Consider the following 25,476-nt stretch of genomic DNA (forward strand, 5'->3'; position numbering starts at 1 on the left):
GGGGGGAAGATGACCGCACCGCAGCACGACCTGAGCAACCCGAACGACGTGCACGGCCGGCTTGTCGCAGCCGTGACGGCCAAGGACTCCCACACGGTCCGGGCATGTCTCCAGGACGGAGCCGACCCGAACACTTCAGGCCCCGACGGCCTCCCGTTGCTCTGCACCGCCGTGGGCGGGTTCGACCACGAGACCGCCGGCGCCCTGACGGACAGCGGCGCCGACTCGGACGTCGTGCTGCCGGACGGTACGACACCGCTCCTGCGGGCGGTCGACCTCGGCTCCCCGGCACTGGTCGGCGCCACGCTCGGCAAGGACCCGCGGCTGCGGATCGCCGAGACCGAGCGAAAGCGGCTGCTCGACCTCGCTCGGCACTGGTACGAGACGGGGGAGACCGAGGAACTACGCCGCCGTACCGGGGCCCCCGGCCCGCCCAGCCGGCGACTGGTCCATGACGACGAGCACACGGACATCGAGGAGGTCTCCCTCGGCGGGCTCACCGTCCGGGCGGGCCACAGCGGCGTCCTCACCGACCTGGAGCGGGCGTTCGGAGTCCTGCCGCCGGTGGCGGAGCTGGTGGCACGAGCCGTCCCGTACCCGCACGAGCTGCACGCCAACTGGTCCACCGTCAGCTACGCCCTCGCCTTCCGCAAGAGCCCGCAGGCTTGGTCGGACCTGGCGGCCTTGCGCCACCACCCCTCTCCCGTCCACCGCAGGTTGCTCGCCGGAGTCCTGTCGTCCCGGCACTCCCTGGCGTACCACCACGACCGTCCGGACACCGCGCAGGACGTCGACTTCCTGGCGGCGTGGGCGCTCGACGAGCCGGACGGCGAGGTGCTCGCCGGTGTCTTGAACGTCTATACGGACCACGACCACCCCGACCAGGAGGCCATCGGCCTCCGCTACGCCGACCATCCGGACCCGCGCGTGCGCCGAGAGGTGCCGTACTGCCTGAACCAGCCCCCGCGGAGCGAGCCCGCCGTCACCACCCTGCTCGCCCTGGCGCGGGACCCCGAATCCGAGGTCCGGTACGTCGTCGCCCAGGCCCTCGCCCACCCGCGCCAACTGACCCCGGCGGCCCGGGAGATCCTGCTCACCCTGCTCAGGGACCCGGACCCCGATGTCCGGCGCCGTGCCGCCGAATCCCTCTCCGGCTCCCACGACCGGACCGCCGCCGTCACGGAAGCTCTCGCCGCCCTGTCGGACGAGGAGGACCAGAGCCTGCGGCTGGAGGCGGCCTACGGCCTCGCCGTCCGCGACGACCCACGCACCGATGCGGCCTACGAACAGGTGGGCCCGCTCGGTCCCGGCTACGAACACGACCACTGCGTGTCCGCTCACCGGCACTACATGGTCCGCAACCGGCCTCGCTGCTGAGTGAGAACGAGTGGTGAGAACCGATCGAAGATCAACGGGCGCCCGGCGGACTGCTTTCGATCTTGCTCCGGCAATGGGTCGTTTTATGAGAACCCGGGGGGCGAGGCCACGTTTCGCGAGTCGTCTGGCACGAGCTAGCGGCGTCGCATGGGCGGCTTGCCGGTGGCCGGGAGCGGTCCGGCCATCTTGATCGTGCGTAACACGGGCGCGCTCTTTCAACGTCCCCCTCGGCGCCGCCGTGCTGGCGGCCACGCCGCTGCTGCACGAGGAGCGTGCCGCGCTTCGGCCGCGGCTGGACCACGCCGGCACGGCGCTGGCGGTCCTTGGCAGCAGCCTGCTGGTCTATCCGCTCATCCAGGGCGGCGCACATGGCTGGCCAGGTTGGTCGTGGGCCATGCTCGCCGCCGGCGGCGCGGTGCTGGCGGGTTTCGCCGCACATCAACGGCGGCGGGCCCGCGGAGGCCGCAGCCCGCTCATCGAGCCGGGCCTGTTCGTCGACCGCGGCTTCACCGCCGCGCTGGTGTCCAGCGTGCTGTTCTTCTCCGTGGTGGGCGGCCTGATGCTGGTGGCCGTGTTGCAGATGCAGCTGGGCCTGCACCGCGACGTCCTCTCGGCCGGCTTCACGCTGCTGCCGTGGTCGGCGACGATGGCGCTGTCGTCCTGGGTCGCCGGCGTCTGGCTCGTACCCCGCTACGGGGCCCGGGGCATGAGCGTCGGCCTGCTGGCCCTGCTCGCCGGAGTCGTATCGGCCGCCGCCGTGTACGCCACCAGTCCGCCCGCCTCCTACCCCTGGCTGCTGCTGCCCGTGCTGGCCGTGGCCGGGATCGGTCAGGGCTTGTACGCCGTGCCGTTCTTCACCACAGCCCTGCACCGCGTCCGCCCGCACGAGACGGGTTCCGCCGCCGGCCTGCTCAACGCGGTGCAGCAACTCGGTGGCACTCTCGGCGTCGCCCTGCTCGGCAGCCTCTTCTTCCATGCCGCCGCGCCCGGCGACCCCACCCCGGCCGCCGCCGCGCTCACCGGCGCCCGCAACGCCTTCTGCCTCGCCGCCGCGCTCATTCTCGCCACCGCAGTGACCACGGCCATGACGCTCCCGCGGCGGCGGCCATCGCCCAAGCGCCCGGCGCACAGAGCACCGCATCCGTCAGCTCGAACAGCTCATCGCCGCGTCCGGTCGGACACGCGTACAACTCATCCCGGAAGCGTGACGCTTCCGGGAACGCTTCCCCCACAGCTATATCAGGCAGCACTCTCACCCTCACTCTCACCCTCACGCTCTCGCCTTGGTCACGTGCACCTTGGTCGGAGCACATGATTCAGACGAAGGCCGCCTCAGCGTTCGGTGAATGCCCAGCTGAGCCCCCCAGTTCGAAGCACATGTCGGAGCTGGCCCAACCACCGCCGCCTACCGCGCGCCCTCCACGCCCACCTCCGCGCACTCAAGGGGCACGGTTTCAACGCGGCTCCGACCCCTGTCCAGCTCACCGCGGACGACCGCGAGCAACTGACCAACATCCCTGGCGACGTTGCCCTGCCGCCATTTCCCCGCTGGGTGATGACGGAGACCGCTCTGAGTTCGGTGGGATGCCTGCTGCGGCGCCTGCACGAGGCCAGCGTGGCCATCCGTCCCCGTGTCCCCAGGCCGACCGGGACGTCCTCCGCGCCGGTCGATCGTTGACCGACTGGAGTCCGGACGTGACCGTTACCCACCTTCAAAGATGCCGTCACCGCCCACCGGTCCGCAGCCCCCGTGGACGGGCCTACGGCAAAGGAGCGCAAAGGAGTCCGCCCCATGGTGACCCCGCGAGAGATGACCCCCGACGACGCCCCGGCCCTCCAGCGCATCTACAGCGGTGCGTCGGTCCGCGACACCACAGGAAGGGCCCTCACGCTCGGCGAGGCGCAAGACAAGATCCGTACGGCCCTCGCGCGGGCGGCCAAGAAGCCTTGCCAACAGTAAACATGGGGAATCGCAGTCGAAGGCGAGCTGATCGGCCGCCTCGCCCTGCGTCGAAGAACCCCTGTCCTGGCCACCCTCAGCTACATCCTCCGTGAGGACACCTGGGGCAACGGCTACGCCACCGAAGCCGCCAAGCACGTCGTCCAGTTCGCGTTCACCACCGCCGGCCTGAACCGTCTGGAGGCCATGCACCACCCCGCCAATCCGGCCTCCGGCCACGCCCTCGCCAAAGCCGGGTTCACCCGCACCGGCACATGCGACCGACCCGTGGAGGACGGAAACGCCGTGCCCAACCGGGTGTACGGCATGCAGAAACCGTAGGTGCGGCCGGGGCCGCACGCGCATAGCTGGGCTCGGGCCCGCACGCCCTGCTGAGGCCAACACCTTGGACGGGCACGCCTGTTCGGGTGTTACCCGCGCGTAGCGTCGGCAGCGGCATGAGTAAGAATAGTGATCACCGACTAGGGGCCCCGAAGAGTCTTCAACCTGGTCCCTCTCTCCCTGAACGCAACGAGGAGTATCCGTGAACCGCACCTACACCGCCCGCATACGATGTGCCGCGCTCACCGCGGCTGCCGGTGTAGCGCTCGCGGCGACCGTCACCGCCTGTGGCACGAACGGTGGTAGCGGGTCGGCCGCGGCCGACGGCTCTGCGGCGTCCGCCAAGGCCACCACAGAGTCGTCGAGCGGTGCACCCCAGGAGGGCTCCGGCAGCGGCAAGGAGGCCGGTTCGGCTGCTAACGGGGGCACGTCGGCGAAGGACGGTTCGTCCTCGTCGGGCTCGAAGCCGGGCCAGTCCGGCGACAAGAAGGGCTACGGGCAGGCCTGCGGGGCCGACGATCTGAAGTTCTCGGCGCGTTCCGAGACGCAGGCGGGCGGCTACCTCCTGCTGTCCGCCCGCGCCAAGCCCGGCATCACCTGCACCATTCCCAGCGGGCTGCCCTCGATCTCCTTCGGCTCCAAGGGCATCGAGGCGCACCCCGCCGAGCAGGCGGTCGGCCCGGCGATCACGCTCAGCGGCTCGAAGACCGCCTACGCCGGCATCAACCCCAAGACCACCAACAGCGACGGCGGCGTCGAGTTCACGTTCCTCATCGCGGCCATCGGCTCGTCCGACCCGAACCCGGCGAGCGTCTCCACGGGCTCCGTCACCGTCGACAGGCCCATCGTCACCAACTGGCACACCGCCCCCGCCGACGCTGTTCCCGGTGACGGCACGGACAGCTGACGCCTCAACAGCGCGGCCCCGATCAGGCTCCGCCGGTCCGCCCGTGAGCCGGCGGGGCTCTGTGCACGACGAGGTGCATCGGCTCGGGTGGTTGGGGAGGCGCGGATGACGTCAGGCGGGCTTCGGCCGACGGCCGGTTCCACACGCGGTGATGCCGGGCGTGCATCGATCGTGTACCCGACCCGACCTATGGCGCTCGGGAGCATGTCGGTCAGCGACCTGGGGCGCAGCAGGGTTGCCAGTCACACCGTCCACTCGGGTCCGAGTTCGGCCAGCGGCTGGAGCTGTCCGCGGGGTCCGCTCAGGAACCGTGGGGGCGAACCGGTGACCAAGGTGCCCTTGGCGTCCGACTGGGCAGCGAAGGCGGCCACGAAGTCTCGGCGCGGCCGGTGGGTGCGCCGAGTGGGGGGCGCACCGGTGCACGAGTGCGCCCAGGGGCCGTGCGAGACCGGCTGCCGGAGACGAATACGGCTGACTGACCATGCGGCCTCGGCCCTCACCCCCGTGCATGGGAATCTCGGACCGTGTCCGCCCGCGAGAGAGAGGGGGGCACGCCTCGACCGGAGCCGGCGCACAGTCGAGGTCGGCCTTCGGTGGCCCGCTGGGCCAGGAGCGCGGTGAAGATCTGTTCCCGCGTGCCTTCGGTCGCCCACTTCCGCAGCCGGTGGTGGGTTCCCTATCACGAGCCGAACTCCGCAGGCGGACCCGTACAGGGCGAGCCGGTGTGGTCCTTCCATCGGACCAAGGATCAGATGATCCGAAGGAAACCGCATACCCGGGTTGTGCGGGTGTCCGCGGGGTCGAGGACCTGGGCGTGAGGGTCCACGGCCATGACGACGGGGGAAGAGTTCGGCTCGCGCAGGCCGTTTGAGCAGGCCATGCCATGTTCGCCGCGGCGGTGCCGCCAGGGCGACCGGGTCGTCTCTGGGCTTCGAGTCTTACGCGGTGGTGCTCTGCGTGTTCTCGTGGCAGTGCGGTCCACGGTGCGCGACCATACGGACGCCGACCCAGGCCCGATCATCGACGTCGTGCACGAGGGAAGTTCTCGCTGGTCGTCAGCCCGCGTTGACTGCCGCGGTCTGGTCAGGCGTCATCAGCCGGCGGGCGCCGTGGGTGCGCTATGAGCGCGGGTCGCAGTGCTCGACACCAATGGAGCAACCGACGGCAAGAGAAACCAGCCAGCAGAAGCACCGAGACAGGAAGAAGGACGGACGTGTCCGGCAGCGAAAGCGAGAACCCAGTAATCCCGTCCCCGGCCCCCACGTCGACTCGACCCCGGTCGAACCGGGACTGGTGGCCGAATCAGCTGGACCTTCAGATTCTCCACCAGCACTCCTCCCGGTCCAATCCGATGGACGAAGACTTCACCTACGCGGAAGAGTTCGCCACCCTCGACCTCGACGCGCTGAAGCAGGACGTCCTTGAGGTGATGACGACATCTCAGGAGTGGTGGCCTGCCGACTACGGTCACTACGGGCCGCTGTTCATCCGGATGAGTTGGCATGCAGCGGGAACGTACCGCACCGCCGATGGCCGGGGCGGTGGCGGTGCCGGCGCCCAGCGCTTCGCCCCCCTCAACAGTTGGCCGGACAACGCGAGCCTCGACAAGGCCCGCCGATTGCTCTGGCCGGTCAAGCAGAAGTACGGCCGGAAAATCTCCTGGGCCGATCTTCTGGTGTTCGCCGGCAACTGCGCCATGGAATCCATGGGGTTCAAGACCTTCGGGTTCGGCTTCGGGCGAGAGGACATCTGGGAACCCGAGGAAATCTTCTGGGGGCCCGAAGACACCTGGCTCGGAGATGAGCGCTACAGCGGCGACAGGGAACTCGCCGCTCCGTTCGGTGCCGTGCAGATGGGACTGATCTACGTCAACCCGGAGGGGCCCAACGGCAACCCGGATCCCATGGCTGCGGCCAGGGACGTCCGCGAGACTTTCGGACGGATGGCGATGAACGACGAGGAGACGGTTGCACTCATCGTCGGCGGCCACACGTTCGGGAAGTGCCATGGCGCGGTCGATCCCTCGTACATCGGCCCGGAACCCGAGGCGGGACCCATCGAGCAGCAGGGCCTCGGCTGGCGGAACACCCACGGCAGCGGCAAGGGCGCCGACGCGCTCACCAGCGGCCTCGAGGGCGCATGGACCTCGAAGCCGACGACGTGGGACAACGGGTACCTGGACAACCTGTTCGGTTACGACTGGGAGCTGACGACGAGCCCGGCCGGTGCGAAGCAGTGGACTCCCACGGATCCCTCGGCCCAGGGCACTGTGCCCGATGCTCATGATCCGTCGAAGAGGCACGCTCCCATGATGCTGACGACGGACCTCGCACTGAAGATGGATCCGATCTACGCACCGATCACGAAGAGCTTCCATGAGAACCCGGACAAGCTCGCGGTGGCGTTCGCCAAGGCGTGGTACAAGCTGCTGCACCGCGACATGGGACCGCTGTCGCGCTACCTCGGCCCGTGGATCGCCGAGCCGCAACTGTGGCAGGACCCCGTCCCCGACGTGGATCACGAGCTGGTCGGGGACGCGGACGTCGCTGCCCTCAAGGGCAGGATCCTCGCCTCGGGCCTGTCCATCTCCCAGCTCGTCACCACCGCTTGGGCGTCGGCGGCAAGCTTCCGTGGCACCGACAAGCGTGGCGGGGCCAACGGGGCACGAATCCGCCTGGCGCCGCAAAGGGGCTGGGAGGTCAACGATCTGCCCGAGGTGGCCGAGGTGTTGCAGACCCTCGAGCAGATCCGGCAGGACTTCAACGGTTCACAGAGCGGCGGAAGGAAGGTGTCCCTCGCCGACCTGATCGTCCTGGGCGGATGCGCGGCCGTCGAGCAGGCAGCGAAGAATGCCGGGCACGACGTCACCGTCCCGTTCGCACCGGGGCGAACGGACGCCTCGCAGGAGCAGACCGATGTGGAGTCGTTCGCCGTGCTCGAACCCAGGGCAGACGGGTTTCGCAACTACCTCCGGTCGGGAGAGAAGCTGTCACCGGAGACGCTCCTGCTGGACCGCGCCAGCCTGTTGACGCTGACCGCTCCGGAGATGACGGTTCTGCTCGGCGGTATGCGCGCCCTGAACGCCGGCTTCGCGGGATGCCCGCATGGCGTCTTCACCCACCGGCCGGAGACCCTGACCAACGACTTCTTCGCCAACCTGCTGGACATGGGAACGGAGTGGAAGGCGTCAGCCTCGGCTGAGAACGTCTTCGAAGGCCGGGATCGCGCCACGGGCGAGCTCAAGTGGACCGCCACCGCCGTCGACCTCATCTTTGGTTCGCACTCCCAGCTCCGCGCCGTCTCGGAGGTCTACGCGTCCAGGGATGCGGGAGAGAAGTTCGTGCGCGACTTCGTGGCCGCGTGGGACAAGGTGATGAACCTCGATCGGTTCGACCTGGTCTGAGAGCCCGATGCCCGGGTCGGCTCTCATCGGCCGACCTGGGCATCCGTGAGGTCGGGTGAGGGCGGCGACGCGCGCCGGGAAGAGCTCCGTCCACCAGCACGTGGACGACTGCGCCGCGACTTGGACTGCTGGTGGTCGGAGCAGCGCACCTCGGCGGCGAGGTGCGCTCCTGGACCGCGCTCGTAGGCCGCCTCGGGGCCGGCCCCTCCGCCAAGACCGTGCGGGCCGGGCGCCTGGGGCCGGCTCAGTAGTGGGACGTTCCGCGGTGCAACCCTGCTCTCGCTGCTGAGGCCCGCTGCCGCCCCCTGGCGTGCATCGGGGACGTAAGGAGGGAGCGTTAGCCCAGGTCAGCGCAACGCGGCACGGAGTTGGCCCCGTGCCGGGGCGTGGCGGTGGGCGCGGTGGGCGTTGACGCGTAGAGAGCGGCGGTGGCGCAGGCGGCATCGATCCATCAGCTTGAGCGTTCGGCCGTCGGTCCGGTTCAGGGCCCGGCAGGTTTCGTGCTGAGGGCGAACCGGTGGCAGCGCCTGCGTGCCCCGGGACGGGTCGAGCAGGGTTCTAGGTTGATCTTGCTGTCCGGTAGGTAGAATTTGGTCAGCTGTCCGCAAGAGGCAAGGAGTGCAGCCGTCCGATGACCGGGCCCCGTGGGAAAACGAGGGAGCAGATCGAGCAGACGGCGCTGCGGCTGTTCGCCGAGCGAGGTTTCGGGGCGACCAGCCTGCAGGACATCGCCAACGAGATGGGCTTCACCAAGCCGGCCCTGTACTACTACTTCCGCTCCAAGGACGATCTGCTCGAAGCTCTCGCTGCCCCTGCCCTCGACCGTCTGGAGCGCCTGGCCGAGAGCATCGGACGGCAGCCCGCCACGCCGGCGGCCCGGCGCGGCCTGCTCGCGGAGCTGCTGAATCTGTACCTGGAGCACCGGGCCGTGATGACGGTCTTCATCGGTGACCGCGCCGCCCTCGCGCACCCTGCCATCGCGGTCCGCAGCAAGCAGGCCAATGCCACGTTCCACGAGTGGCTCGCGGGGCCCGGCGCCGAGTTCGCCGCCCGAACGCGGGCGGTCGCCGCGATCGCCGCCATCCGCAGCTGCGTCGTCGCGTTTCCTGATACGCCGGACGACGAACTGCGCGGAGCGGTCCTCGAGGCGGCGCGCGCCGCGCTGGGTGTCCGGCCGGGCAGCGCCATGCAGCTGAGCGCGGACGCGTAGCTGCCCTGGGAGCGGCGGCGCACACCGCGGGTCGGTGCGTGGGCGACGCGGGGAGGAGTGGCGTCAGCCGGTGGGGGAGGGCGGCGAGTCGTCGAGCCGGGCGGATCGAAGCGGAGGGCGCGGTCTTGCCGTTCGCCGTCGAGTACGTCCGCCGACCGTGCGACCCATCGCGAGACCGGTGGTGAGGGCCACGAGGTGCCCGAGGTCGGTGAAGGTGGGAGCTGCCAGGAACACGGCGGAGAACATGGCGCCGACGGCGGCGGCGATGCCGGCTCGTCGAGGGAGCGGACAGGTGGCCAGCAGGGCGCCGAGGACGGCGACGACCCCGTAGCTGACGCCGACATCGGGCGTCGCGACGATCCTCTCGACCGCATGGTGGAAGGGGCCGAGCAGCAGAAGCGCGAAGACGATCAGGGTGGTGGCCACGTGCCCGGCCAGGTAGGCCACCGCGGCCCGACGCCAACCCCACTGCGCCTCGGCGGTGCCGAGGATCGTCAGGAGCAGGACCGTGCCGAGCGCGATATCACCGTCGACGAGGAGAGCGCTGGTCAGGAGCGGATACAGCTGTCCTGAGGAGAGATTCGCGATGTCGGTCGAGTTGTGAAGGACGAGCTCGTCCCGCAGGTGCGGCGGGAAGGTGCGGACGAGCGTGGTGAGGAGCGCCACGAGGGCGACGTAGAGCGGGGTGAGGCGCAGGCCGAGCAGCCGCGTGCGGGCGGTTCGGACCACAGGCCGTACGGCATGCGCCGCGCGAGCGGCCCGCTCACGCCACTCGGTGGAAGACCGCATCGGCAGTCGTGGCACGTGTTGCGTCCCTTCCGCCGGCGGTGCTCGGGGCGCTGCCTGGTGTGTGCGCCCGACCTTCTCATTTTTACTTAACGGATGGTAGAATTCGCATCCGTGGACGTCAAATTCGATCTTGCTCTCGGATCTGCCGTCCAGACGCGTGCGGCGCCCCCGGTGAGGGCATGGCCGGCAGTGCGGATCAAGCGCCCCCGGTGCGGATCGCCGCACCTGTCGGGCCGCGGAGCCGGCCTGCGGCTCGACCGCGGATACATGGGTCAATCAACGATGCTGGGGCTCCGGTCGGAAAGGGCGCAGGTGGTTCCCGGCGAAGCGAGGTGGTGAGGCGTGCGCGTGCGCGACCTCGTCGGCACCCCGGGTCTCGCCGTGGACCTGCGGGTGGCCGCTGACCTCGATCGCCCGATCCGTTGGGTGCAGACGATCGAGGTCCAGGATCCCGGCCCCTTTTTGCGCGGTGGTGAGGTGGTCCTCACCGCTGGTGCGTGGCGCGCCGCCGGGATCACCCCGGCCGACTTCGTGCGCAGGCTCGCCGAAGCCGGTACCGCCGCCGTGGGCTACGGTCTGCTCCCGGACTGCCCGGAGGTCCCGGACGGCCTGGTCGCGGCTGCGGAGCGGCACCGGCTCGCCTGTTTCGTCGTCCCCGTCGAGGTGCCGTTCATCGAGATCACCGAGGTGTTCATCGCCGCGAAACGGGCCGAGTGGGAAGGCCCGCTCCGCCGTCACCTCGCCCAGCACGACCGTATCGTCGCCGCGCTGCGCACCCGCAGGGGCGTGGACGCCGTACTGGGGGTGCTCGCCCAGGAGCTCGGACTGCCGGTCGCGGTGCGCTCGCAGGGTGTGGTGACTGCGGGCGAAGCCCTCGCCGACGCGCACGCGGTGCCGTTGATCGGGGAGGGCCTCGCGGACGCCGAGCTGTTGCTGCCGCGCACGCTGGGGGAGCTGGACGTGGAGCAGCGCACCGCGGTGACGCAGGCGATGCCCTTCATCGCCTTGGAAGTCGAGCGGCTGCGGGCAGTGCGTGCCACCGAGCTCCGCTACGCCACCGAGCTGATCGACTGGGCCTATGCGGGCGCTTCGTACGCACCCAGCACGGCGACCCGGCTCACCTCGCTCGGCTTGCCGCCGGAGGGGCCGCTCGTCGGCGTGGTGGTGCGGGGCGGAGAGACGGCGGAGGTGTCGGCCCGGCTCAACGGCGTCCTCGGCGCCGACGGTGTGGCGGTGCCCAGGGGAGGCGAGGTGGTCGCGGTCTGCCGGATCCGGGGTGAGGTGCGGCCACAGGCGGAGAGCTGGTACGCGTCCCTCGGCGGCGGCCTCTGCCTGGGTGTCGGGCGGCCCGGCTCGGTCACGGAACTGCGGGCCAGCCTGATGCAGGCGGCGTACGCCGCTGACGCCGTGGCCGCCCGCAGTACGGCCGGGTGGATGACCCATGACCAACTCAACAGCCCGGTGTCCCTGTTCACCGCACAGGACCCCGCCCTGGTCACCGCTACCTGCCGGGCTCTGCTGGGGCCGGTGCTCGATCACGACGCCCGGCACGGCAGCGAGCTGGTGTCGTCGCTGGCGGCGTTCCTGGAGTCCGGTGGCCGGTGGCAGGAGACCGCCCAAGATCTACATGTGCATATCAACACGCTTCGTCACCGGATGCACCGCGTGGAGGAGATGACGGGGTTGAGGCTGGCGCGCACCGTCGACCGCGTCGATCTCTACCTCGCGGTCCGGGCGCTCGACCTGTTCTGAGCGCAACCCCGACCCCTGGGTGCGGGTGAAGCGGACGACCGGAGTTCCGGCGCTCCTCCCGGACCGGTCGGCTGACCTGGGGGTGTGCACTCGTACAACGGGTCTCGCGCTCTTCGGACGATCGCCGTATCCCCTGCGAGCGGGAAGCGTTCGACGCTTACCCCCTGACAAGCGGAACGACAGTTCCGTGCGCCTCCTGGAGGTTACCCATGATGTACGAGGCTCCATCCGCTGGGACCATCCGCGTCGAGACGCACGGGGTCGATGCGATCCCCGAGCGGGAACAGTCCGGGCGGCCGCGCGATGTGGTGAACGTCCTGGTCGGTACCAACCTCTGCTTCGGCGTGATCATCTTTGGCTGGCTCCCGGTCTCCTTCGGCCTGGGGTTCTGGCCCAGCGTTGCCTCGATCGTGGTCGGCACGCTCATCGGCACCGCGTTGGTGGCCCCGCTCGCGCTGATCTCGATGCGAACCCGCACCAACCTCTCCACCAGCAGCGGCGCTCACTTCGGGGTGCGCGGCCGGTTGCTCGGTTCGGGTATCGGTCTGCTGCTCTCGCTCGGCTACACCGCACTGACGCTGTGGACCGGCGGCGACGCGGTCGTAGCCTCGCTCCACCGCTTGGCCGGCCTTCCTGCCGGCGGACCGGCGCACGGAGCCACCTACGCGGTGATCGCCGGATGCACGGTGGTCGCGGCCGTCTACGGCTTCAAAGTACTCGTCCGTTTGGGGCGGTGGCTTACTTGTTCCATGACCGTGTTGCTGGTGCTGGGCCTCTGGGCCTACTCCGGTGACCTCGGTGCCGTGTGGGCAAGCGGCTCGGGCGGCGACTATCTGCTCGGCGACTTCTGGACCACCTGGCTGCTGGCGGTGGTCGCCGCCGGCATCAGCGGACCGGTCGCCTTCATCACCATCCTGGGCGACTACACCCGCTACCTCTCACCGGCCCGCCACTCCAATGCCCGCGTCCTGGGCGCCACCAGCCTGGGGCTGGTGCTCGGCCTGCTGATCCCGCAACTCTTCGGCACCTTCACCGCGGTGGCGGCCGGTGCCGGCGATGACTTCATCGGCGCGCTGGTCGCAGCGGCGCCGACGTGGTTCCTGCTCCCGCTCGCACTCACCGGCGTGTTCGGCAGCATCGGCAACGGTGGCCTTCTCCTCTACAGCATGGGCCTCGACCTCGACGCCATCGTGCCTCGGCTCAGTCGTCTCCAGGCCACGGTTGCCGTCGGTGTGACCGGAACCGTCCTGGTCTTCGTGGGCCACTTCGCCTGGAACGCGCTGGACTTCGTCACCGCCTTCGTCCTGATGCTCACCTCGGTCGGCACTCCATGGGCTGTGATCACTTTGATCGGCTTCCTGCGCTGCCGAGGCCGCTACGACGCCGACGCCCTCCAGGTGTACAACCGCCGGTCCCGGGGCGGCATTTACTGGTTCACCGGCGGCTGGAACCCCGCTGCCACCGCCGCGTGGACGGCCGGGGCGCTCATCGGCCTGCTCGCGGTCGACACCACCTTTTACCAGGGGCCGCTCCTGCGCCTGACCGGCGGTGTCGACTTCAGCTTCCTGCTGTCCGGCGCGGTCACCGCTGCGGCCTACCTCACCCTGACCGCACTGTCCCGGCGGCCGAGGCCGCATCCGGGCTCCCCGGCCGCCGCCTACCCGATGCCGGAGCCCCGGCAGGCTCGCGGCTGACGCCCACGCCCGGACCCCGGAAACATTCCCGGATCCCATCGCACAACGAGAGGTAACACATCCCGTGGATCGCTACGACGCTGTTGTCATCGGCGCCGGTTTCTCCGGCCTCATCGCAGCACGTGACCTTGCCGAAGCCGGGGAGCGGGTGCTCCTCCTGGAAGCCCGCGACCGCATCGGCGGGCGGACCTGGTACCTGCCGGACGGCTTTCCCGGCTACGGGCTGGAGATGGGCGGAACCTGGGTGGTCCCGCAACAGACCTTTGTCTTCGAGGAGCTGGCCCGCTATGCCCTCACGACCACGGAATGCGAGCTGCCGGCCCGCATGACGTGGTCCGACGGCGGAAAGCTGGTGGATTCGCTGCTCCCCGTCCCGCCTGCGGAGCTCGGCCGGCTCGAACAGGCCATGCGTCGGCTGATCGAGGCCAGCACCCGGCTGGACCTCTCCCGGCCGCTGTCCGAGCAGGGACTGGCCGACCTCGATGTCTCCATCGAGGAGTGGGCCGACCGGACGGGATTCACCGGCACCGTCCGTGAGCTCGTCGTGTCCTGGTTCTCCGGGTGCGGTAGCGCCCGGCCGGATGAGGGGTCGGCGCTGGACATCCTGCGCTGGATCGCCGCGATGGACCACTCGATATGGGGCATGTTTCAGGCGAGCCTGCTCGGCCACACCTTCGTCGGCGGTACCACGAGGCTTGTCGATGCCATCGCCGCGGACGCCCGGGCCCACGGCGCACACCTGCGGCTGTCCGCGCCGGTGGCCGAAGTGCGTCAGCAGGCTGACGGCGTACTGGTCCGGTACGCCGGAGGCGCGATCACCGCTGGGCGCGTCCTGGTCACGGTGCCCATCGGCGTGCAGCGCCAGATCGCCTTCACACCGGCGCTCTCCGAAGCCAAGTTCGCCATCTCGGCCGAGAACCACGCCGGACAGGGGCAGAAGGTGTGGGCACTCGCCCGCGAGGTGCCCGAGGACCTGAGCGGCTTCGGGTGGAACACCGCCTTCGACTACGTCGGGGCGATGGGCACCACACCCGACGGAGTGGTGCTCGTCTGTTTCGCCCCCGAACACGACCGGGTCGACGGCGAGGACACCGCCGACGTCCAGCGGGCGGTGCGCGAATTCGCACCCGACGCCGAAGTGGTCGCGGTCAGGACCCACGCATGGGTCGACGACAAGTGGTCCCGCGGTACCTGGACCACCTTCCGCGCCGGTCAAATCAGCATCTACGAAAAGGATCTGGCCAAGCCCGAAGGCCGCGTCCACTTCGCCGGGGCGGCCACCGCCCGGCGCTGGCCGGGCTTCATCGACGGCGCGATCGAGAGCGGCCGACGAGGAGCTGCGGAGCTGCTCGCCGCCGCGCATCCCGGCCGATGACGCCGCCCCGGCCGGGACGTCCTGGGAAGGGCGGGTGACCTGCTGCCGCAGCACCCGGTGCTGCGGCAGCTTTCGCCGTCAGCGGCTCATATGGCAGGTGTGATTCCTCGGGCGCCGGCGCTCCCGCAGGGATGCCATGTCCTGGCCCTCGACACCACCGGCGGTGCGGTGCGTCTTCACACCCTCTTCATGCGCGCCCACGCATCCGCTTCGCGGGCACCCTCTTCACTGGGTGACGGGACCCGCTCCATCCGTGCGACATCTCGCCCGGCGCGACGAGAAACCGAGGCAAGCATGATCACTACGATCCGCCCGACCCGCTACCGCGACGCCCGGGTGGACGCCCGTATGCGGCTGGCCCGCCGTCTGGGACTACTGGGACTGACGGCCGGCGCGATCAGTCTTTTCCAGACCGTGGGGCATATCGCCGATCCCGCGTATCTGATCCCAGGGCTCGACGACGGAAGCCGGCACGTGCAGTACCACATGGCGCGGGAGTCGCTGGTCTCGGTGGCGGCCTTCGCGGTGATCGTGTTGGGGCTGTTCGCCGGCCCGGCTGCTCGTACCGTGCAGCTGTGGCGGACGATGCTGGCGGCGGTGCTCGGCTATGTGGCGGCGATGTGGAGCGGGGTCGCTGCTGCGGGCACCGCCGCTCCGAACATCATGGCGTTGACCGTGCACCTGGTGTCGAGCGCGGGGCTGCTGTGCGCGGCCTTCGTCGCCCGGCCGGGCTTTCGCGCGGCCGCACGGTGACCGGCTCCGGAGGAGCGCACCCAGCCGGCGCGACAGGCAGGATTGCCACCACGAGACCGGTGCGGTGGGGGAGCGAGAAAGGAGGCCCAGCGGTGATGCGGTCGTCGGGCGGTCCGTGGTGGTGCCGGGTAAGCCTGCGCAAGCGGCTTTTCCTCTCCCATCTGGCGGCCGCACTGATCTCGGTCGTCGTCATGCTCGCGGTGGCGCCTCTTCTGGTGCCGGCCGGCTTCGAGCCCGAGGGGGACCAGCGGACGGGCCTGGTGCCCTCCCACGAGATCGAGCGAGCATTCAACGAGGTGCTGACCATCGCGTTGCTGCTGGGTCTCGCCGTCGCCGTGGTGGCCGCGGCGGTGCTCTCCCGGCTGCTGCTGCGTTCGCTGGACCGGATCCGTGCCGCTACCCGTCACATGGCGGCCGGGCACTACGGCGAGCAGATGCCGCTGCCCAGCGAGCCGGAGCTGCGTCGGCTGGTGTCCGGCGTCAACCGGCTCTCCGCGGAACTGGCGGATGTGGAACGGCGGAGGGCACGGCTCGTCTCCGAGGTCGCGCACGAGATGCGTACCCCGCTCACCACCCTGCGCGGGCAGCTCGACGGCCTCGTCGATGGTGTCTTCCCACCGACGAACGAGCTCTTCGCCTCTCTGACAGACGACATCGCCCGCCTCCAGCGGCTCACCGGGGATCTCTCCAGCCTCTCCCGGGTCGAGGAAGGAGCCTTCCGCCTCGAACGCGCCGAGCTGGATCTCGGCGCCATGGCGCTGCGGGCAGCGGAGCGGCTGCGTCCGCAGTTCGCCGACCAGGGCGTCGAGCTCCAGGTCCGGGTGCCGGTACCGGTCCGGGCCGAGGCCGACGAAGAACGCCTCGCGCAGGTGGTCACCAATCTGCTGGGCAACGCGCTCGCCGCCACCGAACCGGGCGGCCGGGTCGAGATCACGGTGGCACGGGCGGGTGCCGGAGCGGTGATCACCGTCGTCGATACCGGCGTGGGCATCGCCGAGGAAGATCTGGAGCGGATCTTCCACCGCTTCGAACGGGTCGAACGCGCCGACCGGCCGGCACCGGCGGCCGGCAGTGGCATCGGGCTGACCATCGCCCGCGGCATCGTCCATGCCCACGGTGGCGAGATCACCGCCCGCTCGGTTGGCCCGGGCAAGGGAGCGGTGTTCCGCGTCCGGCTGCCCGGACCGACCCGGTAGCGAGGCGACCCGCCGATCCGCAGGGCCGCCGATCGTCCGGACGCCTTCCGGCGGTGCGCCCGCGGTGGCAGCGGCCCTTTCATACGAGCTTCACACCCCTCGACGTACCGGCTTGGTATTCGACTGCTTCGATAGGGGCTGTGACCACAGCAATTCCCAGAACAGAGCCGGCCGGGCGGGCCACGCCCGGCGTGGCATAGTGACGGCCATGGCGCCGCAACGGGTACTCGTCGTGGATGACGAAGCCAAGATCCGGATGGTGGTCCGCGGCTACCTCGAAGCCGACGGATTCACGGTGACCGAGGCCGCGGACGGCCCCAGCGGGCTGCGTGCCGCGCTGGACGACAAACCGGATCTGGTGGTCCTGGACGTCATGCTCCCCGGGCTCGACGGTTTCGACGTGCTGCGCATGCTCCGGGAGACGAGTGACGTCCCGGTCATCCTGCTGACCGCCCGCGTCGAGGAGATCGACCGTGTCGTCGGCTTCACCGCGGGCGGCGACGACTACGTCACCAAGCCGTTCAGCGCGCGGGAACTCGCCCTGAGAGCACGCGCGATCCTGCGCCGCGCCACCGCCCACGACGCGGCGGCGGAGGCGGACGGGGGCACGCTGCGCTTCGACGGGCTGCTCGTCGACCCGGACCGCCGCATGGTGGTCGTCGACGGCGACCGCCACGTCGAACTCACCGCGCTCGACTTCGACATCCTGCGGGCTCTCGCGCAGGCGCCCGGCCATGTCTACACCCGCCGCCAACTGCTGGAGCGCGTCTGGGGGTACGACTTCTTCGGGGACGAGCGAGTGGTGGACGTCCATGTCCGCACGATCCGCCGGGAGTTGGGCGACGATGCCGTGCAGCCACGCTTCATCGGCACGGTCCGCAACGTCGGCTACCGGCTGGTCGCGCGCCCGGTCCGGCCATGAGTGAGAGCCCTGGGTCTTCTTGAACCCCTTCGGCCCGGTGGCCCCGGCCCGGCGGGGACAGGTGTCCCCGCCGGCGGCGCCGGGTTCGCTCATCGGGCATGGACCGCCCGGTGGTGACTTGCAGCTTTCGTTCGCACCAGGACCGCACCGCCGCGTCCCGCTCCTGCAGCGGCGGGCAGTGCCCCCTGCCCGCGGCTCGGTGTCCTCGGCAGGGGCGCCATACCGTGCGGCGAGAGCCGCCGGGTCATCGGTGGCAGATTCTCGATGAAGCCGGGGCCCTTTTCCGGTGCCGACTTCCCGTGCTCCGGGTAGGCGGCCGGTGGGTAGGAGAGCGAGGCCCCGAGTGAGCGACTGCGTACCGCGGAGGTGTCGTGCCGGGCGTGCGCGGTGTCGGCTCCGCGCCTCGCCCACCGCCCGGCGGCGCTCCGTTCCGTGACCCAGTTGCCGGCACCGGGCGCGATCATGGTGTCGAGCCACTCGGGGTTCTCCCGCTCGCCGGTGGCGTTCTTGATGCGCTGCAGGACCGCGTTCAGCACGACGGGCTCGCCGCCCCACGCCTCCCACCCGTCCCGTCGGATCTCCCGGAACCACTCGTGTTCGTTGAGCGCGAGGGATTCTCCGGAGGGGGACGAACCGTTGTCGGCCGGGCCGTCAGCCAAGCGCAGCGGGATGTGGTCCCCGCGGTGGCAGACGTGAAGCCCGGGTGAGGCGTGACGCCGCGGCGGCCCGTCATCGGGAGCGGGTGCAGCAGCGTCGGCGGGCCATGACGACTTCATGAGCGCTTCACGGACGTCGCGCCAGTGGAATCACATGGCACTGATCGACTGAGGTCTCGTCAGACGCATCCCGCAGGAGCCCTAAGGACATCGCATGACCATTCATGGCCGGCACGGCGGGGCCGCGGCCCCGCCGGCATCCCGACACAACGGCCCACGACGAGGCCCGAGGGTGCACGGAGACCGTCGTTGGCTCTCCGGGCTGAAGCGGGAGCGGCCGCGTGCCACGTACCGGACCGATCTCGGGACGGTGGGCTTCGGCATGTGGCTGCTGACCGGGCTCTTCGTCGACGGGTTCGCACATCGGAACCTCAACTTGCAGCAGGAGAACTTCTTCACCCCCTGGCATGCGATCTTCTACTCCGGCTTCGCCGCGACGGCAGGATGGATCCTCTGGCACACCTGGCGCAATGTGCGGGCCGGATACGCCGGGCTCTCCGCGATTCCGGCCGGCTACGGGGGCGCGGTGGCCGGACTGCTCATCTTCGCCGAAGGCGGTGCCGGGGACGTCGTCTGGCACACGCTGTTCGGTATCGAGCAGGACCTGGACGCGCTGTTCAGCCCCTCACATCTGCTGCTCTTCACCGGGATCTTCCTGATCCTCAGTGCACCTCTGGTCGCCGCATGGAGCCGGGCGGACCCGCCGGACGGGGCCGGGCCCGGTGCCAGGACGTTCCTTCCGGTGACGCTGTCGCTCGCCTGGTCGTCAGGTCTGATCGCTTTCTGCTTCGGCTACTGGGGCGCGGCGGGTGAGGAGGGCGTCGGCAAGGACATCACCTCGTGGGCGCGGTCCCTCGACACGCTCCCCGTCGTATGGATGCCCGGCAGCAACGAGGCCGACACGATCAGCCAATTCGTCCAGGAGACCAGCCTGGCAAGCCTGTTCGTGACGTTGGCGATCCTGCTGCTGCCGGCACTGCTGGTGTCCCGCCGCTGGCGGACTCCTCTCGGCACCTTCACGCTGACCTGGACCCTGGTGGCCACGCTGACCCAGGTTGCCGATGGGTTCGGCGGCGCGCCGCGCATCGGTGCCTTTACGCTGGCCGGCCTGGCCGTCGACCTGCTCACGCGGGGGCTCCGGCCCGATCGGGGCGGAACGGCATCCTTGGCGCTCGTGGGGTGCGGCGGAGCTCTGGCGTGGACGAGCGCCTACTTCACCCTCGTCCACCTGACGTCCGGCATCGGCATGCACCTGGAGATGTGGACAGGTGTCATCACCTGGAGCGTCCTTCTCGGCGGGCTGGCCGGAGCGCTGATCGCATCCGTGGCCCGGCTCGGCGGGGCTCCTCCCCAGCCCCCGTCGGCGAGTGCCGAGACTCCCGTCGTCCCGTGCTGAGCATGCTCCCCGGCCGCCACGCCCGTCTGCTCATCCCGTACTGCACCCACTGGAGAACTGCGTTGTTCAGAAAGACACGTGTCCCGGCACGTCTGTTCCTGCCGGCTACCGCTGCCGGCGCCGCCGTCCTCATCGCGGCGGGCCCTGCCGCTGCGCATGTGACGGTCCAGCCGGGTACGGCTGAGAAGGGTGGCGTCAGCACCGTCGCCTTCCAAGTGCCGAACGAGAACGACACCTCGGCGACGACCAAGGTCGAGGTGTACCTCGACCCCGACACCCCGCTGTCGCTGGTCTCGACGCGACCGGTGCCGGGATGGAAGGTGCGGCTGGAGAAGAAGAAGTTGGCCAAGCCGGTGGAGTCCGGACACGGCCGGTTGACGGAAGCCGTTTCGAAGATCACGTGGAGCGGCGGAACCATCGCCCCCCAACAGTTCCAGCGCTTCGACGTGGTACTCGGCACGCTGCCGACCGACACCGACGCCCTGGTCTTCAAAGCGGTGCAGACCTACGCCGACGGCGAGGTCGTCCGGTGGATCGAGGATTCCCCTGGCGCGCACGACCCGCAGCATCCCGCCCCTGTTCTGCGCCTGACCGGGCCCCAGGACGGTGGCGGCCACCAGCACGGTTCCGAACACGCCAACGGCCCCGCCCGGCAGAGCCCGGCACCGAGCCCGTCCCCGGCCCCGGCGTCCGATCTCGCGTCCGACGGCACCGCACGGGCGATCGGCACGACCGGGCTGCTGATCGCGCTGGCCGCCCTGGGGCTCGGCTCCTTCGGCCTGTTCCTCGCGCTCAATGCGACCGGCCGACGCATGTCGGCTCGGGGCGGCCGCACCGGCTGATCGGCGACGCGGACCGATCAGGAAACGTACGGAGAGAGGCACAGGACATTGCACAACAGCGAGAGCCGGGAGCGGTCCGCCGCCGCCCCGTCCGCGGCACACTCCGAGGAGCGCGCCGCGCCTGAGCGGAACAGGCGGCACTTCCTGGGGGCCCTGGCCGCCGCAGGGGTGGCGGGAACGGCTGTGGGCGCCGGTGGGGCCGTGTGGAAGGCGGGCCGTGACAGCGAGCCGCAGGAGGTCGCACCGACCGAACTCGGTCGTCGCACGGTTCCCTGGCACGGCACCCACCAGGCGGGTATCACCACCCCGGCCCAGGCCAGGCTGACCCTGCTCGCCCTGGACCTGGCCGGCAACGCGGGACGCACCGCGCTCGCCCGGCTGATGCGCGCCTGGACCGAGGCGGCGGCGCGGCTCACGGCCGGTGTGCCGGTGCCCGGCGACGACGCGTCCGCGCTGGGTTCGGGTCCGTCCTCACTCACCCTCACCTTCGGGTTCGGCGCCTCGATGTTCACCAAGACGGGACTGCAGCGACAACGCCCCGAGCAACTGGCCCCGCTTCCCGCTTTTCCGGGCGAGCGGATCGACCACGCCCGCAGCGACGGCGACCTGCTGCTCCAAGTGTGCGCGGACGACGCTTTGGTGTGCTTCCACGCCGCCCGGTCGTTGATCCGCCTGGCACGCGGCACGGCGACGGTGCGCTGGCAGATGTCCGGCTTCACCCGCTCACCCGGAGTCGCGCCCCTCGCCAAATCCACCCCCCGCAACCTCATGGGCCAGCTTGACGGCACCCGAAACCCCGAGCCCGCCGACCCTGGATTCGCCGGCAAGGTGTTCGTCGGTGCCGGGGACCGGCCCGTATGGCTGCGCGGCGGCTCCTACCTGGTGATGCGGCGGATCCGCATGCTGCTCGACGCATGGGACGGCATCGACACGGACCGACAGCAACGGGTGATCGGCCGGCACAAGGACACCGGGGCGCCGCTGTCGGGAGGTGGCGAGCACACCCCGCCGCACTACGGCAAGCGGACACCGCACGGGGAACCGGTCATTCCCGTCGATGCCCATATCCGGCTGGCCGCACCCGAGTTCAATGCCGGCGCCGCCATGCTGCGCCGCGGATACTCGTACGACGACGGGCAGCGGGACGACGGCCCGGACGCAGGACTGCTCTTCCTGGCCTGGCAGGCCGATCCGCGCCGCGGCTTCCTACCGGTCCAGCGCCGACTGGCGCAGCGCGACGCGCTCAACCGCTTCATCCGCCACGAGGCCAGCGGCCTGTACGCGGTCCCGGGCGGCTGCCGTCCGGACGAGTACATCGGTCAGCGTCTGCTGGAGGCCTGACGAGATGCTCCTTGCAATCCACTGCCCTCCCATAGGGAAACCTGCACGGAAACTGACCAGGCAGCAGCGCGCTACCGAGCGGCCGCCCTCCGGTCGGGCGGGACGGCGCCGCGCCGCGGCGGCGGTGCTGCTGGGGGTGCTGCTCGCGCTGGCCGGCCCGGCCACCGCGGCGCAGGCACACGCGTCGCTCGTCGCCACCACGCCCGGCGCCTCCGCGCGCCTGTCCACGGTGCCTCACCAGGTGGGCGCGACCTTCAGCGAACCGGTGGAGGCCGGAATCGGCTCCATGAAGGTCTATGGCCCGGACGGCTCACGGGCGGATGCCGGCACCAGCAGGCACGGAGCCTCGGACCGGGAGATCGTTGCCGGGGTCCGCAACGCGTCGGCCCATGGCACCTACACGGTCGCCTGGAGAGTGGTGTCGGCCGACTCCCACCCCGTGCAGGGTGCATTCACGTTCTCCGTAGGGACGCCGACTCGTCCCTCGGCGCCGGTCGCCTCCGACGTCGGGAGTCCGGTGGTCTCGGCTCTTCACGCGTCGACCCGGTTCGCCGCGTACTCCGGCTTCGCCCTGATGATCGGCGGCGCGGTGTTCTGCCTCGTGTGCTGGCCCAGCGGGTACGTACTGCCACGCCGGGCCCGGCGGCTGACGGCGGCAGGCGGGGGCCTGCTCCTGGTCGCCACTCTGGGGCAACTGCTCCTGCAGGGACCTTACGGTGCCGGGCTGGGGCCGACCGCCGCGTTCGATCCAGCAGTGCTGACCGCCACCGTGCACACCCGGATCGGCACCGCGCTCGGCTTCCGCGCGCTGCTGCTGATGGCGACGGCACACCTGCTGCTGTGTCTTCCGTGGGCAGCAGGTAGCACGCAGCGGCCGCGTCCCTGGCGTGTCGTTCCGCCGCTGGGACTGATCGCCGTCACCCTCGCGGTGACCTGGGCGGCCTCGGGACACATGGCGGTCGGAGCGCAGATACCGGCGGCGCTTCTGATGGATGTGGTGCATCTGGTGGCGATGGCAGTGTGGGTGGGCGGCTTGACGGTGCTGCTCGCCGTGCTGGTCCGGCGTCGAGGCACGGACACGTCGGGAACCGCGGTCGACAGCACGGCAGTTGTCGGTGCGGCACGTCGCTTCTCACCGTTGGCGCTGGGCTGCATGGCGACACTCGTCATCACCGGTGCGTATCAGAGCTGGCGTCAGACGGGGCTGTCCTTCGACGGCCTGACCACCACCCCCTATGGCCAACTGCTGCTGGCCAAGACGGGCGGTGTCGTCCTGCTGGTGGGACTGGGCGGTGCGGCCCGTCGCCGGCTGCACCGCTTCCACGCCGCGCACGGCGTCCCCGTACTGCGACGGCTGCGCAACGTCATCGTTGCGGAGTGTGTGCTGGTGGCTGCGGTGCTGGTGATCACCACGACCCTGGTCGGCACCCGGCCGGCCCGTGACGCGCTCGCCCGCCCGATGAGCGCGAGTATGCGCTACGACACCGGCACGGACCGCGGCACCGCACAGGTCGTGATCGACCCTCCCCGGGTCGGCCCCACGGTCATCCATCTCTCTGTACTGGACGGCAAGGGGATGCAGCGCGCGGTCGACGCGGTCGAGGCCCGACTCACGCTTGCCGGCCGGGAGATCGGCCCCCTGCCCGTGCGGCTGTCCCCGGCCGGTCCAGGCCACTATGTGAGCGCGGGAACGGTGCTGCCCATGGCCGGCGCCTGGCGGCTGTCGGTGTCGCTGCGCACCTCCGACATCGAGACGGCCGAGGTTTCGCACACCGTGGAGGTGCGCCGATGAGAGGCCCCCGCCTCGCACGGTCGGCCGTGGTGGCCCTGATCACGATGCTCGCGGTGCTGTTGCCGATCACCCCGGCGTCCGCGCACAGCGTCGCCGGTGCGGGCTCGACGAACTTCCGCACCGTGCTGCACCCTTCGGCCCTGCCACCCGGGGTACGGCTGAGTGTGGTGGAGAACGGCAGCCGGCTGGAACTGCGGAACACCTCCCCGTCCGACGTGATCGTCCAGGGTTATACGGGCGAGCCGTACCTGCGGGTGGGGCCGTCCGGCGTCCACGAGAACCGGCAGTCACCGGCCACCTATCTCAATGCGGACCGCTACGGCCGGACCGAGGTGCCCGCCGGGGTCGATGCACGGAAGGCACCGGTGTGGCGGAAGGTCTCCGGTGAGCCGGTGGCACGCTGGCACGACCACCGGATCCACTGGATGTCCGGCAGCCTGCCGCCCGCGGTGGTATCGGCGCCGGACAGCTTCCACCGAATCGCCGCCTGGACGGTCGTGCTGGAGCAGGGCGGCCTGCGGACCGCCGTCGAGGGAGAGCTGCAGTGGGTACCGGGGCCGTCCCCCTGGCCGTATGCCGCTGTGGGGGTACTCCTGTTCGCCGGCACGGTCGCGGCGGCCCGGCGGCGGAGTCCGCTGCGATTGCTTGCGGTCGCCGCCCTCGCACTGGCCGTTCTCGACGTGTGGCACTCCGCTCTCATCTCCGCCACCGTGGCAGGGACCAGCGGTGACAAGCTGAACACCTTCGTCACCGGAAACTGGGGTCAACTCCCGTGCTGGGCAGCGCTCGTGACAGGTGGCCTCCTCCTGCTGCGCGGCCGCAGTGACGGCATCTGGTGGGCCGCGACGGCGGGACCGGTGGTCGCCTCGCTCAGTGGTCTCGCCGACATCGGAGTGCTGTGGCGCTCCTCGGCACCGTTCGCCGGCCCGGACTGGCTGGACCGGGCGCAGGTACTGCTGATCTCAGCGCTGGGCTTCGGCCTGCTCGTAGCGCTGCCGTTGCTCCTGCGCAGGGAACTGCACGCCCACCGCACGAGTGAGGAGGCCGACGATGCCCCAGCGACGTGACCTCGCGGCTGCACGCTGGACGGGGTTGGTGGCTGCGGTATTCCTGCTGGCCACCGGCTGCCTCGAACAGCCCGCCGGAGAGAGCGCTCCACCGTACGCAGGCCCGGCAGCCGGGCCGACCGGCCTGCCTGCGACCGGCACCGCGAAGAAGGGCACGGACGGGGTACAGCGGATCACTGTCACCGTGGACGACCGGCAGCGCTTCTTCCCCTCACACATACGAGCCCGCCCGGGGCCATTGGTGATCACCGTGCGGAACACCGGCGGCACGCCGCACACCCTCACCCTGCAAGGCCGGGACGAGCGCGCAGGTTCCGGCATGGACAACCTCAACGGCGGGCGGCACGGCAGCATCCGGCTCCACTTCACCCGTAGCGGCCGGTACCCGTTCGTCTGTGCCTACCACGCCGGGGCCGGAATGGAGGGGGAGATCCTTGTCCGGTGAGCGCGAAAGCGGCCTCGGGACCACCCGCGGAATGACGTGACACGTTCCGTGCGGTCAACCCGCTTGTGGGGGCGGATGGCGGCGACGCAGCCGCCGGGTCCGCCGCCGATGACGGGATCATCGCACCTCCTCAAGGCCAACGGCGTGACCGAGATGAAGGACCATGCACGGTTCACCGATCCGCATGCCGTCGCCGTCCACGAAACCGGGCCTCCACC

The 25,476-nt window shown here is 70.5% G+C and carries 22 protein-coding genes and 1 pseudogene; 20 read left to right on the forward strand and 3 right to left on the reverse strand.

What is annotated here, in order from left to right; genetic code table 11:
* The first annotated feature begins 9 nt into the window (after positions 1 to 9).
* From AB0411_RS17255 to AB0411_RS17280, 6 genes and pseudogenes are all read left to right on the forward strand, one after another.
* Complete coding sequence (locus AB0411_RS17255; protein ID WP_366418130.1) at positions 10 to 1,377, forward strand: HEAT repeat domain-containing protein; 1,368 nt, start codon at positions 10 to 12, stop codon at positions 1,375 to 1,377.
* Between the two features lie 238 nt (positions 1,378 to 1,615).
* On the forward strand, positions 1,616 to 2,692 hold the full coding sequence (locus tag AB0411_RS38130; protein WP_437042343.1) for an MFS transporter: 1,077 nt from the start codon (positions 1,616 to 1,618) through the stop codon (positions 2,690 to 2,692).
* An 87-nt stretch (positions 2,693 to 2,779) separates the two neighbouring features.
* A pseudogene (locus tag AB0411_RS17265) lies at positions 2,780 to 3,001 on the forward strand (aminoglycoside phosphotransferase family protein); the annotation flags it as partial.
* Between the two features lie 168 nt (positions 3,002 to 3,169).
* A complete protein-coding gene (locus AB0411_RS17270; protein ID WP_366418131.1) occupies positions 3,170 to 3,337 on the forward strand; it encodes a hypothetical protein in 168 nt (55 codons plus the stop codon).
* Between the two features lie 9 nt (positions 3,338 to 3,346).
* Positions 3,347 to 3,658, forward strand: coding sequence for a GNAT family N-acetyltransferase (locus tag AB0411_RS17275; RefSeq protein WP_366418244.1), 312 nt, complete (start codon positions 3,347 to 3,349; stop codon positions 3,656 to 3,658).
* 202 nt (positions 3,659 to 3,860) lie between these two features.
* A complete protein-coding gene (locus AB0411_RS17280) occupies positions 3,861 to 4,565 on the forward strand; it encodes a DUF4232 domain-containing protein (protein ID WP_366418132.1) in 705 nt (234 codons plus the stop codon).
* A gap of 242 nt (positions 4,566 to 4,807) precedes the next feature.
* Here AB0411_RS17280 and AB0411_RS17285 read toward each other — a convergent pair whose 3' ends face one another.
* Positions 4,808 to 4,936 (reverse strand): hypothetical protein, encoded by a 129-nt coding sequence (locus tag AB0411_RS17285; RefSeq protein WP_366418133.1) that lies wholly within the window; start codon positions 4,934 to 4,936, stop codon positions 4,808 to 4,810.
* A gap of 842 nt (positions 4,937 to 5,778) precedes the next feature.
* Here AB0411_RS17285 and katG point away from each other — a divergent pair.
* Together katG and AB0411_RS17295 are read left to right on the forward strand one after the other, a co-directional pair.
* Complete coding sequence (gene katG / locus AB0411_RS17290; protein ID WP_366418134.1) at positions 5,779 to 7,968, forward strand: catalase/peroxidase HPI; 2,190 nt, start codon at positions 5,779 to 5,781, stop codon at positions 7,966 to 7,968.
* Positions 7,969 to 8,599: 631 nt separating this feature from the next.
* Positions 8,600 to 9,178: a TetR/AcrR family transcriptional regulator gene (locus AB0411_RS17295; protein ID WP_366418135.1), complete on the forward strand. Its 579-nt coding sequence runs from the start codon at positions 8,600 to 8,602 to the stop codon at positions 9,176 to 9,178.
* A 63-nt stretch (positions 9,179 to 9,241) separates the two neighbouring features.
* Here the strand turns inward: AB0411_RS17295 and AB0411_RS17300 are convergent, their stop codons facing one another.
* The gene (locus AB0411_RS17300) at positions 9,242 to 9,907 is read right to left on the reverse strand and encodes a rhomboid family intramembrane serine protease (RefSeq protein ID WP_366418136.1); all 666 of its coding nucleotides are present in this window, start codon (positions 9,905 to 9,907) and stop codon (positions 9,242 to 9,244) included.
* Positions 9,908 to 10,309: 402 nt separating this feature from the next.
* Between AB0411_RS17300 and AB0411_RS17305 the strand changes: the two genes are divergently transcribed.
* The 6 genes from AB0411_RS17305 to AB0411_RS17330 all read left to right on the forward strand — a co-directional run bounded on the left by AB0411_RS17305 (position 10,310) and on the right by AB0411_RS17330 (position 17,659).
* Positions 10,310 to 11,719, forward strand: a complete 1,410-nt coding sequence (locus AB0411_RS17305) for a PucR family transcriptional regulator (RefSeq protein WP_366418137.1) — start codon at positions 10,310 to 10,312, stop codon at positions 11,717 to 11,719.
* A gap of 209 nt (positions 11,720 to 11,928) precedes the next feature.
* Complete coding sequence (locus AB0411_RS17310) at positions 11,929 to 13,413, forward strand: purine-cytosine permease family protein (protein ID WP_437042348.1); 1,485 nt, start codon at positions 11,929 to 11,931, stop codon at positions 13,411 to 13,413.
* Between the two features lie 64 nt (positions 13,414 to 13,477).
* Positions 13,478 to 14,788, forward strand: a complete 1,311-nt coding sequence (locus AB0411_RS17315) for a flavin monoamine oxidase family protein (RefSeq protein WP_366418138.1) — start codon at positions 13,478 to 13,480, stop codon at positions 14,786 to 14,788.
* 294 nt (positions 14,789 to 15,082) lie between these two features.
* The gene (locus tag AB0411_RS17320) at positions 15,083 to 15,541 is read left to right on the forward strand and encodes a hypothetical protein (protein WP_366418139.1); all 459 of its coding nucleotides are present in this window, start codon (positions 15,083 to 15,085) and stop codon (positions 15,539 to 15,541) included.
* 95 nt (positions 15,542 to 15,636) lie between these two features.
* Entirely contained in the window at positions 15,637 to 16,737 is a 1,101-nt protein-coding gene (locus tag AB0411_RS17325) for a sensor histidine kinase (RefSeq protein ID WP_366418246.1), read from the forward strand.
* Positions 16,738 to 16,945: 208 nt separating this feature from the next.
* Entirely contained in the window at positions 16,946 to 17,659 is a 714-nt protein-coding gene (locus tag AB0411_RS17330) for a response regulator transcription factor (protein WP_366418140.1), read from the forward strand.
* Positions 17,660 to 17,748: 89 nt separating this feature from the next.
* Here AB0411_RS17330 and AB0411_RS17335 read toward each other — a convergent pair whose 3' ends face one another.
* Positions 17,749 to 18,318, reverse strand: coding sequence for an alpha/beta hydrolase (locus tag AB0411_RS17335; protein ID WP_366418141.1), 570 nt, complete (start codon positions 18,316 to 18,318; stop codon positions 17,749 to 17,751).
* 289 nt (positions 18,319 to 18,607) lie between these two features.
* Here AB0411_RS17335 and AB0411_RS17340 point away from each other — a divergent pair, with 289 nt between their 5' ends.
* The 6 genes from AB0411_RS17340 (at position 18,608) to AB0411_RS17365 (ending at position 25,258) form a co-directional block, all read left to right on the forward strand.
* Complete coding sequence (locus tag AB0411_RS17340) at positions 18,608 to 19,771, forward strand: hypothetical protein (RefSeq protein WP_366418142.1); 1,164 nt, start codon at positions 18,608 to 18,610, stop codon at positions 19,769 to 19,771.
* A 62-nt stretch (positions 19,772 to 19,833) separates the two neighbouring features.
* Positions 19,834 to 20,613 carry a YcnI family copper-binding membrane protein gene (locus AB0411_RS17345; protein ID WP_403148551.1) on the forward strand — a complete coding sequence of 260 codons (780 nt, stop codon included), beginning with the start codon at positions 19,834 to 19,836 and terminating at the stop codon, positions 20,611 to 20,613.
* Between the two features lie 48 nt (positions 20,614 to 20,661).
* Positions 20,662 to 21,954, forward strand: a complete 1,293-nt coding sequence (gene efeB, locus AB0411_RS17350) for an iron uptake transporter deferrochelatase/peroxidase subunit (RefSeq protein ID WP_366418143.1) — start codon at positions 20,662 to 20,664, stop codon at positions 21,952 to 21,954.
* Between the two features lie 4 nt (positions 21,955 to 21,958).
* Complete coding sequence (locus AB0411_RS17355) at positions 21,959 to 23,746, forward strand: copper resistance protein CopC (protein ID WP_366418144.1); 1,788 nt, start codon at positions 21,959 to 21,961, stop codon at positions 23,744 to 23,746.
* A complete protein-coding gene (locus AB0411_RS17360) occupies positions 23,743 to 24,813 on the forward strand; it encodes a hypothetical protein (RefSeq protein ID WP_366418145.1) in 1,071 nt (356 codons plus the stop codon). Before AB0411_RS17355 ends, AB0411_RS17360 begins: the two co-directional genes overlap by 4 nt.
* Entirely contained in the window at positions 24,797 to 25,258 is a 462-nt protein-coding gene (locus AB0411_RS17365) for a cupredoxin domain-containing protein (protein WP_366418146.1), read from the forward strand. The genes AB0411_RS17360 and AB0411_RS17365 overlap by 17 nt, the downstream gene beginning before the upstream one ends.
* Positions 25,259 to 25,476: the final 218 nt, after the last annotated feature.

The organism is Streptomyces angustmyceticus, from assembly GCF_040701845.1.
Lineage (GTDB): Bacteria > Actinomycetota > Actinomycetes > Streptomycetales > Streptomycetaceae > Streptomyces > Streptomyces angustmyceticus_A.